This window comes from Vibrio sp. A11 (assembly GCF_013048705.1).
GTDB classification, from domain to species: Bacteria; Pseudomonadota; Gammaproteobacteria; order Enterobacterales; family Vibrionaceae; genus Vibrio; species Vibrio metschnikovii.
Map to the genome: position 1 here is coordinate 1 of NZ_VHSI01000027.1, position 15,024 is coordinate 15,024.

A 15,024-nucleotide genomic window follows, 5' to 3' on the forward strand; every position below is an offset into this window, starting at 1 on the left:
ATGAAATGGATTCAGCAAACTGAAACGGGAAGTCGCCTTGATGATGAGTTACGTTATTATCTATCTGAATCCTATAGAATTGTTTCAAGTGGTTTAAGTAAAAAGAAGCAGGCTGAGTTAGGGATTCCGTGTCAATCTGAAACACGCACATAACAAAGCGTTCAAGAGGGATTCGCAACGCGTAGCATTTTCGTTATGCGTTGATTTTATTGGTTTTTAGTGCAATGCGGTTAGCTGGCAGTTGCGTTGCTCACCCCTTAACGCGGCGTTATATGCTTTCTAAATCTTTGAGTAAAAGGGAATTTTAAATGATTATAAATCATGTTTCACTTGGTGTTTCAAATGTGGCATCAGCTGTATTTTTTTATGATACAGTTCTATCCACTTTGTCCATAAAACGTTCTCATTACATCGAAAATGTAGCGATTGCCTACGGCGAAAATTTTGAGTTTTGGGTTGGATGCCCTTGTGAAGATGGTGCGTCTTCTGGTAATGGAACTCATATTGCTTTCAATGCACCAAGCCAAGATGCAGTAGATCATTTTTATGCTACAGCATTAGAGCTTGGTGGCTCATGTGCGGGTAAACCTGGTTTGCGTCCTGAATACGGTGAAACTTATTATGCAGCTTATATTCTAGATGCGGATGGTAACAAAATCGAAGCAGTTCACATCTAGTTGATGGTACGCATATAACAAACAATTCAAGCAGACCCTCAACGCGTGGCATTTTTGTTTTGCGTTGAGTTTGGTGATTACGGTGTTGTGCGGAAAGTTGGTAGTTGCGTTTCGTGCTACTTAATTGGGCGTTATGTTTTATTGAGCCTCAGCAAGATCAATTCACAAATTTTAATGGGAAAATCTGGTCTAATTTAAAGGGTTTTCTGTTCTAATTTTTTGATATTATGAGTTTATTGTTCTTTTTGGTTGCTATTGAAAGTTGATCGATGCTTGAGTTTATTCGGCCAACTCTGCTCTGATAAATTGTGTACAAAAAAGGTTCAATTTTTGCTGAAAGGTCTCTTTCTTTTGTGTTGATTGTTCATTGATTCCGCTGGCTATTTCGCTTCAGCATGTTTGGGATATCATGAACATCTTACTTGCTGACAGTGTTTGGTTAGCGCAAGTTTATCGATGCTTTTGCGCTTTTTCCGGCTCTGCTCTGATAAATTGTGCACACAAAAGGTTCATTTTTCGCTGAATGGTCTCTTCCTTTGGTGTTATTTGTCTCTTGATTCCGCAGGCTAATTCGCTTCAACTTATTTGGGATCTTATCGGCACCAATGATTGCTGAAAGTAGGCAAGTTTATCATTTTGAGTTAAAGTGGGCGCAAGTAATAAATATTGTAAAAGTTTAATATAATCAATAAGTAATAAAACATAACAAACGCTTCAAGAGGGACTTCCAACGCGTGGCATTTTTATTATACGTTGGCTTTTGTGGTTACGGTGTTATGCGGAAACTTGGTAGTAGCGTTGTCAGCCCCTTAAGCGGGCGTTATGCTTTATTGAACCTCAGCAAAATCAATATATAAATTTTAATGGGAAAACTCAGTCTGATTTAGAAGTTTTACTATTCTAATTTATTGATATTATTAGTTTATTGTTCTTTTTTGTGGCTATTGAAAGTTGAACGATGCTTTTGTGTTTTTGTCGGCTTTTACTCTGATAAATTGTGTACGCAAAAGATTCAACTGTTGCTGAAAAGTCTCTTCCTTTGATGTTGTTTGCTCCTTGATTCCGCAGGCTATTTCGCTTCAACTTATTTGGGATCTTATCGGCACCAATGATTGCTGAAAGTAGGCAAGTTTATCATTTTGAGTTAAAGTGGTTTTAACCAATGAACATTGTAAAAGTTCAATGTAATCAATGGGTAATAAAGCATAACAAACGCTTCAAGAGGGACTTCCAACGCGCGGCATTTTTATTATGCGTTGGCTTAAGTGATTACGGTGTTATGCGGAAAGTTGGTAGTAGCGTTGTCAGCCCCTTAAGCGGGCGTTATGCTTTATTGAGCCTCAGCAAAATCAATATATAAATTTTAATGGGAAAACTTAGTCTGATTTAGACGTTTTTGTATTCTAATTTATTGATATTATGAGTTTATTGTTCTTTTTGGTGGCGATTGAAAGTTGAACGATGCTTGAGTTTATTTGGCCAACTCTGCCCTGATAAATTGTGTACGCAAAAGGTTCGATTTTTGCTGAAAGGTCTCTTTCTTTGGTGTGGTTTGCTCATTGATTCCGCAGGCTATTTCGCTTCAACTTGTTTGGGATCTTATCGACAACAATGATTGCTGAAAGTAGGTTGGTTTGTCATTTTGAGTTAAACTGCTGCGAACAAATGAATTTGTAAAAATCCAATGTAATCAATGAGTAATAAAGCATAACAAACGCTTCAAGAGGGACTTCCAACGCGTGGCATTTTTATTATGCGTTAATTTTGGTGGTTACGGTGTTATGCGGAAAGTTGGTAGTAGCGTTGTCAGCCCCTTAAGCGGGCGTTATGTGATTAGGCGTAAATTGAAAACGGCCCTAATCGAATGGGCCGAATATTAACTGAAAAGGTTTAGTGTTCAGGAGTTTCAAGTAATTTGATTACGCTTTCTACGGCATTACTCATTGCCTGTTCATTTTCCAGTTTACCCGAACCAGCTGGTCCAAGCGCCTGAGAATACAAAGTAAGTTGTTTTTCAAAAGGTAAGCCTAAGTGATCATAAAGATTTTGTCGGATTTGGGCATGTTGTTCAGGATCTTTGCTAGCAAGTTTAATAAGGGTTTCATAAATAAGCGCTTTCATGAGCTATCCATTTTATAATAGTTAACGGGGCGCATATGATTGTAATCGGTAATAGAATGTAATTCTGAAGCAACAATCACATAACAAAGCGTTAAAGAGGGATTCGCAACGCGTAGCATTTTCGTTATGCGTTGATTTTATTAGTTTTTAGTGCAATGCGGTGAGTTGGTAGTCGCGTTGCTCACCCCTTAACGCGGCGTTAGGGCTATTCATCAAATCTTGCTTTTATTCTTTTTCTCGCTCATAATTGAAGCTATCAAATTGATAGGTAGTCCGTATGTCAGATAATAAACTTGAGGGAATAGATGAGTTCCCGCTGACCTCAGCGTCAGCAAAGAAACTTATCAATGAACTGGCAAGTAATCATACAGCGAGAGTTTACATTAGTTCTCATGCGAGAGAACGCATGGAACAACGTGGTGTGACTCGAATGCAAGTATTTCAGGTACTTAGCAATAAGCACAGTAGAATAACGGAAGCTCCTCATCAAACACCTAGAGGCGACTGGAAATGTAACCTTCAAGGTATGGCTGCTGGTGAAATCGTAGAAGTTGTTGTTTCCTTAAAGAGACACGAAAACGATCCATCTGCATTTGTTGTTACGGTTATAGTTAAGTAAAGGGGCTAATATGTATCACTATAAAGAATGTGGTCTACCGTATGTTTATTTAACAAATGGCTTTACTATCGACAAAGTAGAGGATGAAGAATTTGTTAGTATCGACAACCTTTATGAGTTGCACGCTCTTATCGGTAGAAACATAGTATCTCAGGTAAGGCCTATTTCTCATCAAGAGTTCAAGTTTATTCGCATCGAGCTCAATATGTCGCAAAAGGCGCTGGGTAACTTGTTAGGAGTAGACACTCAAACAGTTGCTCGCTGGGAAAAGGGGCAGTCAGTCATTCCAAGGACAGCCGATGTGACTCTTCGTGCATTGTATGCAGAGTTCAATGACGACGATAGCCAAATAGGTCTTTTGCTAAATATGCTTTCAGACTCAGAAATTGAATCAACAATGGCAGAGTTACATTTAGAAGAGCAAGACAACAAGTGGCGTGTAGCATAGCCCTAACAAGGCGTTAAAGAGGGATTCGCAACGCGTAGCATTTTCGTTATGCGTTGATTTTATTAGTTTTTAGTGTAATGCGGTGAGTTGGTAGTTGCGTTGCTCACCCCTTAACGCGGCGTTATAACGCATTTGAGTTCATCGTATATAAAGGAATGAAATGGACGAATATTGGAATCCGATGGTACCTGAATTGTCGGTATCAAACTTCACTACATCACTGAGGTTTTATTGTGAAGTTCTCGGTTTTAAGATTAGAAATCAACGAGATAATCCCGACTTTGCTTACTTGGAACTTGAAAAAATCCAGATCATGTTGGAGCAAATTCATGATGAAGCTTGGGTTACGGATAGCTTAGTCGCACCATTTGGTAGAGGCGTTAACTTTCAAATTGAGCTGTCAGATATATCTTCGATTTATGAGCGCATTCAAGCAGCAGACATCAAGTTGTTTAAAGAACTCAAAGAAACATGGTATGACATTGGCGAAATACTATCGGGTCAGAAAGAGTTTCTGATACAAGATCCGGATGGTTATCTTTTGCGTTTTACCGAGTATTTAGGTGAAAAATCCAAGTCATAGAATTGCGTTATAACAAACAATTCAAGCAGACCCTCAACGCGTGGCATTTTCGTTTTGCGTTGAGTTTAGTGATTACGGTGTTGTGCGGAAAGTTAGTAGTAGCGTTTCGGGCTACTTAATTGGGCGTTATGCTTTATTGAGCCTCAGCAAAATCAATATATAAATTTTAATGGGAAAACTTAGTCTGATTTAGAAATTTTCGTATTCTAATTCATTGATATTATGAGTTTATTGTTCTTTTTGGTGGCGATTAAAAGTTGAACGATGCTTGTGTTTTGTCGGCCAACTCTGCTCTGATAAATTGTGTACGCAAAAGGTTCGATTGTTGCTGAAAGGTCTTTTCCTTTGATGTTGTTTGCTCCTTGATTCCGCAGGCTAATTCGCTTCAACTTGTTTGGGATCTTATCGACAACAATGATTGCTGAAAGTAGGCTGGTTTGTCATTTTGAGTTAAACTGCTGCGAACAAATGAATTTTGTAAAAGTTCAATGTAATCAATAAGTAATAAAGCATAACAAACGCTTCAAGAGGGACTTCCAACGCGTGGCATTTTTATTGTGCGTTGATTTCGGTGGTTACGGTGTTATGCGGAAACTTGATAGTAGCGTTGTCAGCCCCTTAAGCGGGCGTTATAACCTTGGTGAAATTTCGATATGTTTAGTGAAATTAAACAATTTTCAGAAAAACTTGAAAGCCTAAAAGGTGGTTCAGGTTCATGTATAAGATCGGCAATGTATCATGTTGAAAAAGCAGAGGTTCTATCTGGTGTAGATCCAGAAATGTCAGTGTTCCGGCTTATTACCGCAGAAGAAGAGGCTGCTACTGCAATCTTGTTGATGTTGAAAGAGCATGGTTACGAGGGGGCAAAAGAATTAAATAAAAACAATCACCTGCATAAACAATGTCTTTACCCATACATTTGTTCGATTATTGAACTTCTCAAGTTAGACTTGAGGAAGGTATCAAACCACCCTCCCATCCTAGAGTGGGTTGATGTTGATGGTATGGATGCAATCAAATTGGGGATTCGAGTAACTATTGAGGACCAAAATTTGATCATGGAAATGAATCCACCTCTGAATTTTCGAGTTTCTCGTAACGAAGAATTGCATGACTTTAGCCATGAGCTTGTAGTCTTTCTGGAACGAAAAGGGTTTAACGATACAGTTAAGCACTTAAAGGAAAATGCCAACTTACGTAACAAATTACTGTATTCTGATGGTAAAACTATTCCAAACACTTTAGCTGATACTGACAACGGAAAATATGAAAAGCTTGGACAGTATCTACTACAAAAAGTTAACGTGCTTATTGCTATTTATTTCATGACAGCACCATACAAAAAAATGGATAAAGCACACTTTCTTGAGCAAGCATTACATAGTTACCTAAAAGTACTAAAGCATGTAAAAGGGCAACGGTTATAACAAACTGTTTAAGAGTGATTCGCAACGCGTGGCATTTTTGCCGTGCGTTGTTTTTAGTGATTAAGGTGGTATGCGGCGGCTTTTGTATTGCGTTGCTCACACCTTAACAGGGCGTTAAATTACTACTTTCACAATAGAAATAATCTTACTGAGATAGAAATGGATAAAAGAAATTATTATAAATTCGCATATGATCATTTACTGGCTATATACCCAGACAAGCCATGGGTGAAAATCATTTCAAAAATGTCGGGTAAAAATGGTAAGGCGCTAGCTATAAATAAGTTTGGTGAAAGAATGATAGCTTTTGGTCTTTTCCTTTGGGAAACCAAGCCATTTGAAAAGTGTGACTCTTATGAGAAAGGAGCAATAGCTGAAGCGCTTTTTTATAGTGGAAAATTTCTAGAATACTTAGAAACACTTCCTGATGTAACACGTAATGGTTTGAAATCTAGGTTTGGATCAGCTCTGAAAGAATCTGATGACATGAGAGCGTTAATGTTTGAAGTTTTTTCTTACTTCTATCTTGTTGATAAAGGCTACGTAGTAGAAAGTAAAGATCTGGATGGTTCTAATGAGACATTTGATTATCTAGCAACTAGTGGTGGCGAAGTTCAAGTTGAGTGTAAGTCTTTTGCTTATGATAAAGGGCTGTTTATTACCAGTGATGAAGCGCAAGTTTTACTGAGATTAATCCTAGAAAAAGGGCTCAAAGTTAAACAACCTCCCCAAAGCGCACTAACATGCGTAGAACTTGAAATGTTAAGTGGTTTCCCTAAATCTAAAAGCGGACAAAAAACACTTTTAGAAGAAGTTGATGCCGTAATCTCAGGTCGCTCAAACGATAGTGAGCTTTTTAAGGTAGGTATAAAAACATTTGCAAATTTAGATAACATTGAAAAAGAAGAAGTTTGGGAAAATATAAAATTTGAATCCGGTGGTATTGAACTTGCTTTCGCTGTTTCAGCTGTAAATGGGAAAGATAGTAGGCATGCACTCAGCATAAGTACTACGTTTAAGCCAGCTTTGCTTAGAGAGTTCGAAAATATATGTAAGGATGCATCTAGAAGGCAATTTAAAGAGAGTAAGGCTGGCTCTCTTTTTATTCATATTCCCCATATAGAAACTTATAAAGGACTTAACTTAAGTGATAGATTTAGTGGTAAGATCAAGAACATTTTCAGTCGGCCCCATTTGTCCAATATTGTCTTGTTCTCAAATTTGGGTGTGGTTGAAACGCAAACTTATCCATATTTTGAAATTCACCCTTTGATTAAAGAATATCAAAATACAGACAGTGAACTCGAAGGTATAAGTATTTAGCTGGTGTTACCGTAATTTAACAAAGCATTTAAGAGTGATTCTCAACGCTAGGCATTTTTCAGTCCATCGTTGGGTTTAGTGTTTACGGTGGCAAGGTTAGGTTTAGTGGTTGCGTTGTTCACACCTTAATGCGGCGTTATGTGTAAGGCCAAATTCCAATAACTTTTTCTATCACAAGATATTGTTTATAAAGGGATATTAACTATGGTTAATGTAAATGAAACCGAAAGTGAAGATCCTAAATCACCTTGTAATAGGCATTGCAGTCTAGATGAAAATGACATTTGTTTAGGATGTTTCAGAACACTCAATGACATACTCAAATGGCAATCATCAACGACAGCAGAAAGGATTGAAATTCTATCATTATGCAAAAAAAGAAAAGAGCACTATTCGAGGTAGAGCTTTTCATTATTCAAAATATGGTCGGTAATTATTTTAGTGATTATGTGAAAGTCCAATTTAAACAAACACATAACAAACGGTTCAAGAGGGACAACCAACGCGTGGCATTTTTATTATGCGTTGTTTTTTGTGGTTACGGTGTTATGCGGAAGCTTGGTAGTGGCGTTGGTTGCCCCTTAACCGGGCGTTATGTGCTCGACAGCTATGGAAAATTGGAGATATTGATGGAATTGGATAAATTTGTTGCACAATCAATAGCTATGATATGCAAAGGTGTACATGAAGCTCAAATGGAAGTCGCTAAATATGGTGCTTCGGTAAATGAAACTCCACTAAGTGACAGAGGGGCAGTAGGTGAATTGAAAGCACCAAATAAGACTCTAATGCAAACGGTAGAATTTGATGTTGCTGTAACCACTGAAGACAATGGTAGCGGGGGTGCAAAGATTTCTGTTCTTGGTTTAGGCTTAAGTAAAAAGGGTGAGACAAAAGATAGTATTAGTTCAAGGATTGTATTTAAGGTGCCAATAACATTGCCTAATATTTAAGGTGCCAATAACATTACCTAATAAGGATATATAAACAAAACGCACATAACAAACGCTTCAAGAGGGACTTCCAACGCGCGGCATTTTTATTATGCGTTGGCTTTTGTGGTTACGGTGTTATGCGGAAACTTGGTAGTCGCGTTGTCAGCCCCTTAAGCGGGCGTTATATTTCTTTTTGAGGTTCGTTCAATGCGGGAAAATAGAGAAGAAAACATTATTGCTGACTTATTTTCAGGGCAGGGATATTCGATAAAAAGAGAGCCCGACGGTAACGTGCCTCCTGACCTACTCTTAGATGATAAAATTGCAGTAGAAGTGACGAGGTTGAGCAAGATGATTAATACTCATAGCTCTCCTAGATCTATCGATAGCGATTCTTCATCGGTAATTGCGAAGTTGAAGAAAGCGATTAACACCCCTAGAAGTAATGATACTCAGCCTCATAGATATTCAGTTACAGCTATCATAAAGCGCCCTTTTGGTAATCTATCGAAAGCTACTTTGGTTATCAAAGAAAAACTCAAAGAGATTGATAATTCGGAGTTTACAGGGGATGAAATCAGAATAGAAATATCGCAATCTATTTCAATAATTATTTCAAAACGCAATGTTGATAGCAGCAATGGTTTCTTGCTGACGGGTATCATTGATTTAGATGCTGGATACCATGATAAGCAGGTCATGTTGGCCAGCGTAAACTTTTGTCACACTTCGAAAGCAAAGAAAGTCGAACCATATTTAGATCGCTACGAAGAGTGGTGGTTGGTTTTATCGGACACAATCACATACAACGGTAGTGATGAATATATAGAATATATCGCTAAAAATATTTGTAAATCACCGTTTAGCAGGATAATAATTGTAAACAGTCTTGACGGAAAGGTAGTCTCAGAAATATAACAAACGGTTCAAGAGGGACAGCCAACGCGCGGCATTTTTATTATGCGTTGGTTTTTGTGGTTACGGTGTTATGCGGAAGCTTGGTAATGGCGTTGGCTGCCCCTTAACCGGGCGTTATGGCTCATAAAACAAATGACACTGTGTTTATAAACAGTTGTTCTTGTTATCTTCCTTAGCTAAGTGTATTTTTGCATATCAATTCCTATATGAGTGGGCATAAAGAATGCGCGATTCATTAAGATCCAAAATGATCGAAATTTGTTCAAAGAAAATTGCACAAAAAGGTGAGAATGTAGGTGTGTCATTTTATGCTTTCTTCGCCAATAAGAATGATGATCCTGAATTACTAATGGAAGCTGCTACTTGGTGGATTCAGAGACATCGACTAGATCATTTTGAAAAAGCCAATAAAATCATGGAAATGGTCATGCTAGGTAAGTAAGCGTGTGCTTTGAGTTCAAGCCATAACAAACGCTTCAAGAGGGACTTCCAACGCGTGGCATTTTTATTATGCGTTGATTTTGGTGGTTACGGTGTTATGCGGAAACTTGGTAGTAGCGTTGTCAGCCCCTTAAGCGGGCGTTATATTTCTCTTAAATTCAACGTGTTACAAATTTAAAAGTTAAGTGGTAATGTGAGTGTTTTACTGGTTGATGATTTCTTGTGAAGCATAGCTGTTGATTTGATCAAGTTTATCAATGTCTAACGAACATTATTGTTTAATCGCATTTAGCAGCTCTTTTGATTTGGTTTACATTAATGGCTTATTTCTCTGATATTTATCATCAGAATCAATGGGTAAGCTTGATTCGATTTCAAAATTAATTGTTTTTTGTATCTAAATCTGGCTCAACTGACGTTAAGCTTTTGATGTTATGTACTATTTTCAAAGGTTGTTTGGTGTTTCAGTGGCTGTATGGAACTGAAATATAACAAACAATTCAAGCAGACCCTCAACGCGTGGCATTTTTATTATGCGTTGAGTTTAGTGATTACGGTGTTGTGCGTAAAGTTGGTCGTTGCGTTTCGGGCTACTTAATTGGGCGTTAGCTGGTGAATCATTTATTTAATCACATTTATGGAGTAAAAAGTGTCAATCACAACATTATTTAGAGTTATATTAATATCGGGTTTAGTTACTTCAATAGTTGGTATTATTGCGGGCTTTAGTCTTTCTGAAACATTACCTCCAATTTTACAAGAGTATTTACTTCAGGCTGAAAAGAAAGAAGTATCCAACTTTGAAATGGTTTTCTTATTGGTGGCATCATTGGCATTATTGGTTTTGCTACCTGTTTCAACTGTTGGTTTATGGAAGTTTAAACGTTGGGCAAGGACTCTTTATATCGTAATCTCAATTGTATTTATACCTTTGTCTATTTTCGTTGGTCCTATTGTTATGAATAGTTGGGAGGCAATGTTTAATGAAATTGCTATTTTACTAGAGGGTATCTTAATTGCCATGATGTTCATGGGACCAATTAGTGAAAAATTCAAACATGTAGCAGTTACTAAAACCAGCTAACAAGGCGTTAAAGAGGGATTCGCAACGCGTAGCATTTTCATTATGCGTTGATTTTATTGGTTTTTAGTGCAATGCGGTGAGTTGGTCGTTGCGTTACTCACCCCTTAACGCGGCGTTAACTTTCAAGGAGGAATAATGGATAGATTGTATGTTGCGTTGATAGCTCTTCTACTTGGGTGGGGGCTGTCTCAATTAACCGAATACGTGAAAAGCAAGCAAAAGACTAAGAAACTAAAATCGGCAATTGAACTAGAGTTACGAGACTTGGAAGAACTGCTTAAACAAAGAGAGAACACAGCAAAATCTTCTGCGCTCAATTATGGTCATAACCACAATTATGCGTTCTCACTCGGTGCTCCTATTTCAACTCCAGTATTAGATGCCTTTTATGCTGAAGTTGCGGCAAGTTTTACAAATGAGCAACGATACAATATTCGTGTGTTTCGTGATCATATTCGAGCTTATAGTTGCATCGTTGAATGGGCTGAAGAAATGGGTTCTGGTTATGAAACTCAGAACGAGATCGTTTTTAAGCTATTCGAGGCGTATAAACAGGCATCATTTGCATTGGTTTATATAAAAGAAGCCAATAAGGTTGGCGGTAGAGAAAAAATAGCTGATGATCATGAAAGCCTAAATAAACTTCGAGAAAGTTTTAAAGAGCTAAAACCTAAGCTTGCACTTAAAGAAAGTTAACAAACGCTTCAAGAGGGACTTCCAACGCGTGGCATTTTTATTATGCGTTGGCTTTTGTGGTTACGGTGTTATGCGGAAACTTGGTAGTAGCGTTGTCAGCCCCTTAAGCGGGCGTTATGTTTTATTGAGCCTCAGCAAGATCAATTCAAAAATTTTAATGGGAAAATCTGGTCTAATTTAAAGAGTTTTCTGTTCTAATTTGTTGATATTATGAGTTTATTGTTCTTTTTGGTGGCGATTGAAAGTTGAACGATGCTTGAGTTTATTTGGCCAACTCTGCTCTGATAAATTGTGTACGCAAAAGGTTCGATTGTTGCTGAAAGGTCTCTTTCTTTGTTGTTGCTGGTTCATTGATTCCGCAGGCTATTTCGCTTCAGCATGTTTGGGATCTCATGAACATCTTACTTGCTGACAGTGTTTGGTTAGCGCAAGTTTATCGATACTTTTGCGCTTTTTTCCGTATCTGCTCTGATAAATTGTGTACGCAAAAGATTCAACTGTTGCTGAAAAGTCTCTTTCTTTGGTGTTGTTTGCTCATTGATTCCGCAGGCTATTTCGCTTCAACTTGTTTGGGATCTTATCTGCACCAATGATTGCTGAAAGTAGGCAAGTTTATCATTTTGAGTTAAAGTGGGCGCAAGTAATAAATATTGTAAAAGTTCAATATAATCAATGAGTAATAAAACATAACAAACGCTTCAAGAGGGACTTCCAACGCGTGGCATTTTTATTATGCGTTGATTTTGGTGGTTACGGTGTTATGCGGAAACTTGGTAGTAGCGTTGTCAGCCCCTTAAGCGGGCGTTATGCTTTATTGAGCCTCAGCAAAATCAATATATAAATTTAATGGGAAAACTTAGTCTGATTTAGAGGTTTTCCTATTCTAATTTATTGATATTATAAGTTTATTGTCCTTTTTGGTGGCTATTGAAAGTTGAACGATGCTTGTGCTTTTTCGACCAACTCTGCTCTGATAAATTGTGTGTGCAAAAGGTTCGATTTTTGCTGAAAGGTCTCTTTCTTTGGTGTTGCTTGCTCATTGATTCCACCGGCTATTTCGCTTCAGCATGTTTGGGCTCTCATGAACATCTTACTTGCTGACAGTGTTTGGTTAGCGCAAGTTTATCGGCGAATGTGCGCTTTTTTCCGGCTTTGCTCTGATAAATTGTGTGCGTAAAAGGTTCGATTTTTGCTGAAAGGTCTCTTTCTTTGGTGTTGCTGGTTCATTGATTCCGCAGGCTATTTCGCTTCAACTTGTTTGGGATCTTATCGGCACCAATGATTGCTGAAAGTAGGCAAGTTTATCATTTTGAGTTAAAGTGCTGCGAACAAATGAATTTTTTAAAAGTTCAATGTAATCAATGAGTAATAAAGCATAACAAACGCTTCAAGAGGGACTTCCAACGCGCGGCATTTTCATTATGCGTTGGCTTAAGTGATTACGGTGTTATGCGGAAAGTTGGTAGTCGCGTTGTCAGCCCCTTAAGCGGGCGTTATGCAACTTATTTAACCTCGTCAATAAATAAAAGGATATTGAGTGGAAGTCGGAATTTTTCAGGTAGATTCATTTACATCAGAAGTATTCAAGGGTAATCCTGCTGGAGTTTGCATTACTGATACTAGCCTTGATGAAGCAACAATGTTGGCAATTGCTGCAGAAATGGCGGTGTCGGAAACCGCTTTTTTGTCACTTGATACGATGCAATTACGCTGGTTCACTCCAGAAATTGAAGTCAGTTTATGTGGCCACGGTACACTAGCGGTGGCTCATGTTTTAAAAGAGCAGGGAATGTATAAAACTGGTGAGATTCTTGAGTTTCAAACCTTATCTGGTACTTTGACTGCTCATCTTGATGAAAATAATATTCATTTGTTATTTCCATCACCAAACCTTGATATGAACGTCTCTTCAAACATAGATATACTCAATTTGTTAGGTCTATCGCAATCGAGTTTAATCGCTTATGGTGAGTTTGATCATAAGCAACTCGTTGTGATTAACAGTGAGTCAACTCTCAACGAGCTTGTGCCTGATTTCAGTGGGTTATCAAAACTGAAAGGTCGTGGTGTTTTGGTTACAGCCAAATCAGATTCTGGTGTGGATTTTGTATCGCGTTATTTTGCTCCATGGGTTGGTGTAAATGAAGATCCAGTGACAGGTTCAGCGCATTGTGCTTTGTGTGCTTATTGGTCGAAAGAGTTAAATAAATTGAATCTTAAAGGTTATCAGGCCTCAAATCGAGGTGGTTTTGTGGACGTAGAGCGAGTGAGTGAAAATCAAGTTAAGTTATCAGGGCAAGCAATAACCGTCTTTCAAGGCCGCATGAAAATTGCATAACAAACGATTCAAGACAGACTCGCAACGCAAAGCATTGTTATTATGCGTGTAGTTTGGTGATAAAGTCGTTATGCGGAAGGTTGGTAGTCGCGTTGTTCGCTGCTTAATCGGGCGTTATGTGTTTCCGTAGGAGATGGAATGCAACATATTGATAAATTGATAGAAATTGCAAAAAGAAAGTCAAATTTCGATGAAAATAACTCATGGTATCAAGGTTCTTCGACTTATTTGGTTGAAATAAAAAAAGAAGTTGATGAGGTTATTGAAGAGATCCCAAAAGATCGTTCGTGTTATCTCGAAGATGAATTAGGTGATGTTCTTTGGGACTACTTGAATGCCGTGCTATCACTTCAGAAAGAAAAAGGTATCAACCTTGACTCAATTATCGAAAGAGCTTGCCGAAAGTATGATGAGAGGATAACGGCAATTGAAAGTGGTATTTCGTGGGATGAAGTTAAAGAGAAACAGAAAAGTGAATTAGCCCGAGAACAATCGTTACAACACACATAACAAACAATTCAAGCAGACCCTCAACGCGTGGCATTTTCGTTTTGCGTTGAGTTTGGTGATTACGGCGTTGTGCGTGAAGCTGGTAGTAGCGTTTCGGGCTACTTAATTGGGCGTTATGTTTTATTGAGCCTCAGCAAGATCAATTAAACAATTTTAATGGGAAAATTCCGTCTGATTTAGAAGTTTTCCTATTCTAATTTATTGATATTATGGGTTTATTGTTCTTTTTTGTGGCTATTGAAAGTTGATCGATGCTTTTGTTTTTTTGTCGGGTTTTGCTCTGATAAATTGTGTACGCAAAAGATTCAACTGTTGCTGAAAAGTCTCTTTCTTTGTTGTTGCTTGTTCATTGATTCCACCGGCTATTTCGCTTCAGCATGTTTGGGATCTTATCGGCACCAATGATTGCTGAAAGTAGGCAAGTTTATCATTTTGAGTTAAACTGCTTCGAACAAATGAACGTTATAAAAGTTCAATATAATCAATAAGTAATAAAACATAACAAACGCTTCAAGAGGGACTTCTAACGCGCGGCATTTTTATTATGCGTTGGTTTCGGTGGTTACAGTGTTATGCGGAAACTTGGTAGTAGCGTTGTCAGCCCCTTAAGCGGGCGTTATGTGATATTGTAAATTCAGCTACAGAAAGGAGAATTAAGTGGCTAATTCAGTGGTAATTCAACAATTAAATAATCAATTGAAAGTAAATTCAGATGCTTATGATTTAAGCCGAATTGTTGGTGTTGAAGTGAAAGTTTTGACGTTCAAAGACCATCTTTCTTTTGAGAATGCTCCTTTTGGGTGCAATTTCATCGAGTTTACTTTTTATCTTTATCCCATCAGAACATCAGGAATATGGATTAGCTTTTGCGTCTTTTTTGCCATTCATAGCATTTTTGTTCGGT

16 protein-coding genes and 1 pseudogene are annotated in these 15,024 nt (G+C 37.9%); 16 read left to right on the forward strand and 1 reads right to left on the reverse strand.

Translation table 11 applies throughout. The features are described 5' to 3' along the window. Positions 1–153, forward strand: a pseudogene (locus tag FKQ60_RS17585) (MmcQ/YjbR family DNA-binding protein); the annotation flags it as partial. 155 nt (positions 154–308) lie between these two features. Beyond that, a complete protein-coding gene (locus tag FKQ60_RS16435; RefSeq protein ID WP_170906773.1) occupies positions 309–677 on the forward strand; it encodes a VOC family protein in 369 nt (122 codons plus the stop codon). Positions 678–2,567: 1,890 nt separating this feature from the next. Here the strand turns inward: FKQ60_RS16435 and FKQ60_RS16450 are convergent. Further along, entirely contained in the window at positions 2,568–2,798 is a 231-nt protein-coding gene (locus FKQ60_RS16450; RefSeq protein WP_004397275.1) for a PAS factor family protein, read from the reverse strand. A gap of 277 nt (positions 2,799–3,075) precedes the next feature. Here FKQ60_RS16450 and FKQ60_RS16455 point away from each other — a divergent pair, with 277 nt between their 5' ends. From FKQ60_RS16455 to FKQ60_RS16545, 14 genes are all read left to right on the forward strand, one after another. Next, positions 3,076–3,417 (forward strand): DUF4258 domain-containing protein, encoded by a 342-nt coding sequence (locus tag FKQ60_RS16455; protein ID WP_045570177.1) that lies wholly within the window; start codon positions 3,076–3,078, stop codon positions 3,415–3,417. 10 nt (positions 3,418–3,427) lie between these two features. Continuing rightward, complete coding sequence (locus tag FKQ60_RS16460; RefSeq protein ID WP_062907537.1) at positions 3,428–3,865, forward strand: helix-turn-helix domain-containing protein; 438 nt, start codon at positions 3,428–3,430, stop codon at positions 3,863–3,865. 160 nt (positions 3,866–4,025) lie between these two features. After that, positions 4,026–4,448, forward strand: coding sequence for a VOC family protein (locus tag FKQ60_RS16465; RefSeq protein ID WP_148505464.1), 423 nt, complete (start codon positions 4,026–4,028; stop codon positions 4,446–4,448). 653 nt (positions 4,449–5,101) lie between these two features. Next, positions 5,102–5,875, forward strand: a complete 774-nt coding sequence (locus FKQ60_RS16470) for a hypothetical protein (protein ID WP_157806517.1) — start codon at positions 5,102–5,104, stop codon at positions 5,873–5,875. Positions 5,876–6,034: 159 nt separating this feature from the next. Beyond that, entirely contained in the window at positions 6,035–7,198 is a 1,164-nt protein-coding gene (locus FKQ60_RS16480) for a hypothetical protein (RefSeq protein WP_170906774.1), read from the forward strand. Between the two features lie 204 nt (positions 7,199–7,402). Continuing rightward, on the forward strand, positions 7,403–7,600 hold the full coding sequence (locus FKQ60_RS16485) for a DUF1289 domain-containing protein (protein ID WP_170905765.1): 198 nt from the start codon (positions 7,403–7,405) through the stop codon (positions 7,598–7,600). After that, a complete protein-coding gene (locus FKQ60_RS17820) occupies positions 7,567–8,151 on the forward strand; it encodes a hypothetical protein (protein ID WP_346009511.1) in 585 nt (194 codons plus the stop codon). Before FKQ60_RS16485 ends, FKQ60_RS17820 begins: the two co-directional genes overlap by 34 nt. A gap of 189 nt (positions 8,152–8,340) precedes the next feature. Then, complete coding sequence (locus FKQ60_RS16500; protein WP_170905751.1) at positions 8,341–9,051, forward strand: hypothetical protein; 711 nt, start codon at positions 8,341–8,343, stop codon at positions 9,049–9,051. Between the two features lie 223 nt (positions 9,052–9,274). Beyond that, positions 9,275–9,493 carry a DUF6500 family protein gene (locus FKQ60_RS16505; RefSeq protein ID WP_170905752.1) on the forward strand — a complete coding sequence of 73 codons (219 nt, stop codon included), beginning with the start codon at positions 9,275–9,277 and terminating at the stop codon, positions 9,491–9,493. 648 nt (positions 9,494–10,141) lie between these two features. Next, entirely contained in the window at positions 10,142–10,576 is a 435-nt protein-coding gene (locus FKQ60_RS16515; protein ID WP_170905718.1) for a hypothetical protein, read from the forward strand. Positions 10,577–10,711: 135 nt separating this feature from the next. Beyond that, on the forward strand, positions 10,712–11,272 hold the full coding sequence (locus FKQ60_RS16520; RefSeq protein ID WP_170905731.1) for a hypothetical protein: 561 nt from the start codon (positions 10,712–10,714) through the stop codon (positions 11,270–11,272). Between the two features lie 1,537 nt (positions 11,273–12,809). Then, positions 12,810–13,610 carry a PhzF family phenazine biosynthesis protein gene (locus FKQ60_RS16535; RefSeq protein WP_170905730.1) on the forward strand — a complete coding sequence of 267 codons (801 nt, stop codon included), beginning with the start codon at positions 12,810–12,812 and terminating at the stop codon, positions 13,608–13,610. Between the two features lie 138 nt (positions 13,611–13,748). Beyond that, positions 13,749–14,120, forward strand: coding sequence for a MazG nucleotide pyrophosphohydrolase domain-containing protein (locus FKQ60_RS16540; RefSeq protein WP_029628782.1), 372 nt, complete (start codon positions 13,749–13,751; stop codon positions 14,118–14,120). A gap of 657 nt (positions 14,121–14,777) precedes the next feature. Then, the coding region (locus FKQ60_RS16545; protein ID WP_212752460.1) for a hypothetical protein at positions 14,778–15,024 on the forward strand (247 nt) is incomplete at its 3' end.

Coding starts and splice junctions, on each gene's coding strand:
- FKQ60_RS16435 (WP_170906773.1), top strand. CDS start 309: ATGATTATAAATCATGTTTCACTTGGTGTTTCAAATGTGGCATCAGCT.
- FKQ60_RS16450 (WP_004397275.1), bottom strand. CDS start 2,798: ATGAAAGCGCTTATTTATGAAACCCTTATTAAACTTGCTAGCAAAGAT.
- FKQ60_RS16455 (WP_045570177.1), top strand. CDS start 3,076: ATGTCAGATAATAAACTTGAGGGAATAGATGAGTTCCCGCTGACCTCA.
- FKQ60_RS16460 (WP_062907537.1), top strand. CDS start 3,428: ATGTATCACTATAAAGAATGTGGTCTACCGTATGTTTATTTAACAAAT.
- FKQ60_RS16465 (WP_148505464.1), top strand. CDS start 4,026: ATGGACGAATATTGGAATCCGATGGTACCTGAATTGTCGGTATCAAAC.
- FKQ60_RS16470 (WP_157806517.1), top strand. CDS start 5,102: ATGTTTAGTGAAATTAAACAATTTTCAGAAAAACTTGAAAGCCTAAAA.
- FKQ60_RS16480 (WP_170906774.1), top strand. CDS start 6,035: ATGGATAAAAGAAATTATTATAAATTCGCATATGATCATTTACTGGCT.
- FKQ60_RS16485 (WP_170905765.1), top strand. CDS start 7,403: ATGGTTAATGTAAATGAAACCGAAAGTGAAGATCCTAAATCACCTTGT.
- FKQ60_RS17820 (WP_346009511.1), top strand. CDS start 7,567: ATGCAAAAAAAGAAAAGAGCACTATTCGAGGTAGAGCTTTTCATTATT.
- FKQ60_RS16500 (WP_170905751.1), top strand. CDS start 8,341: ATGCGGGAAAATAGAGAAGAAAACATTATTGCTGACTTATTTTCAGGG.
- FKQ60_RS16505 (WP_170905752.1), top strand. CDS start 9,275: ATGCGCGATTCATTAAGATCCAAAATGATCGAAATTTGTTCAAAGAAA.
- FKQ60_RS16520 (WP_170905731.1), top strand. CDS start 10,712: ATGGATAGATTGTATGTTGCGTTGATAGCTCTTCTACTTGGGTGGGGG.
- FKQ60_RS16540 (WP_029628782.1), top strand. CDS start 13,749: ATGCAACATATTGATAAATTGATAGAAATTGCAAAAAGAAAGTCAAAT.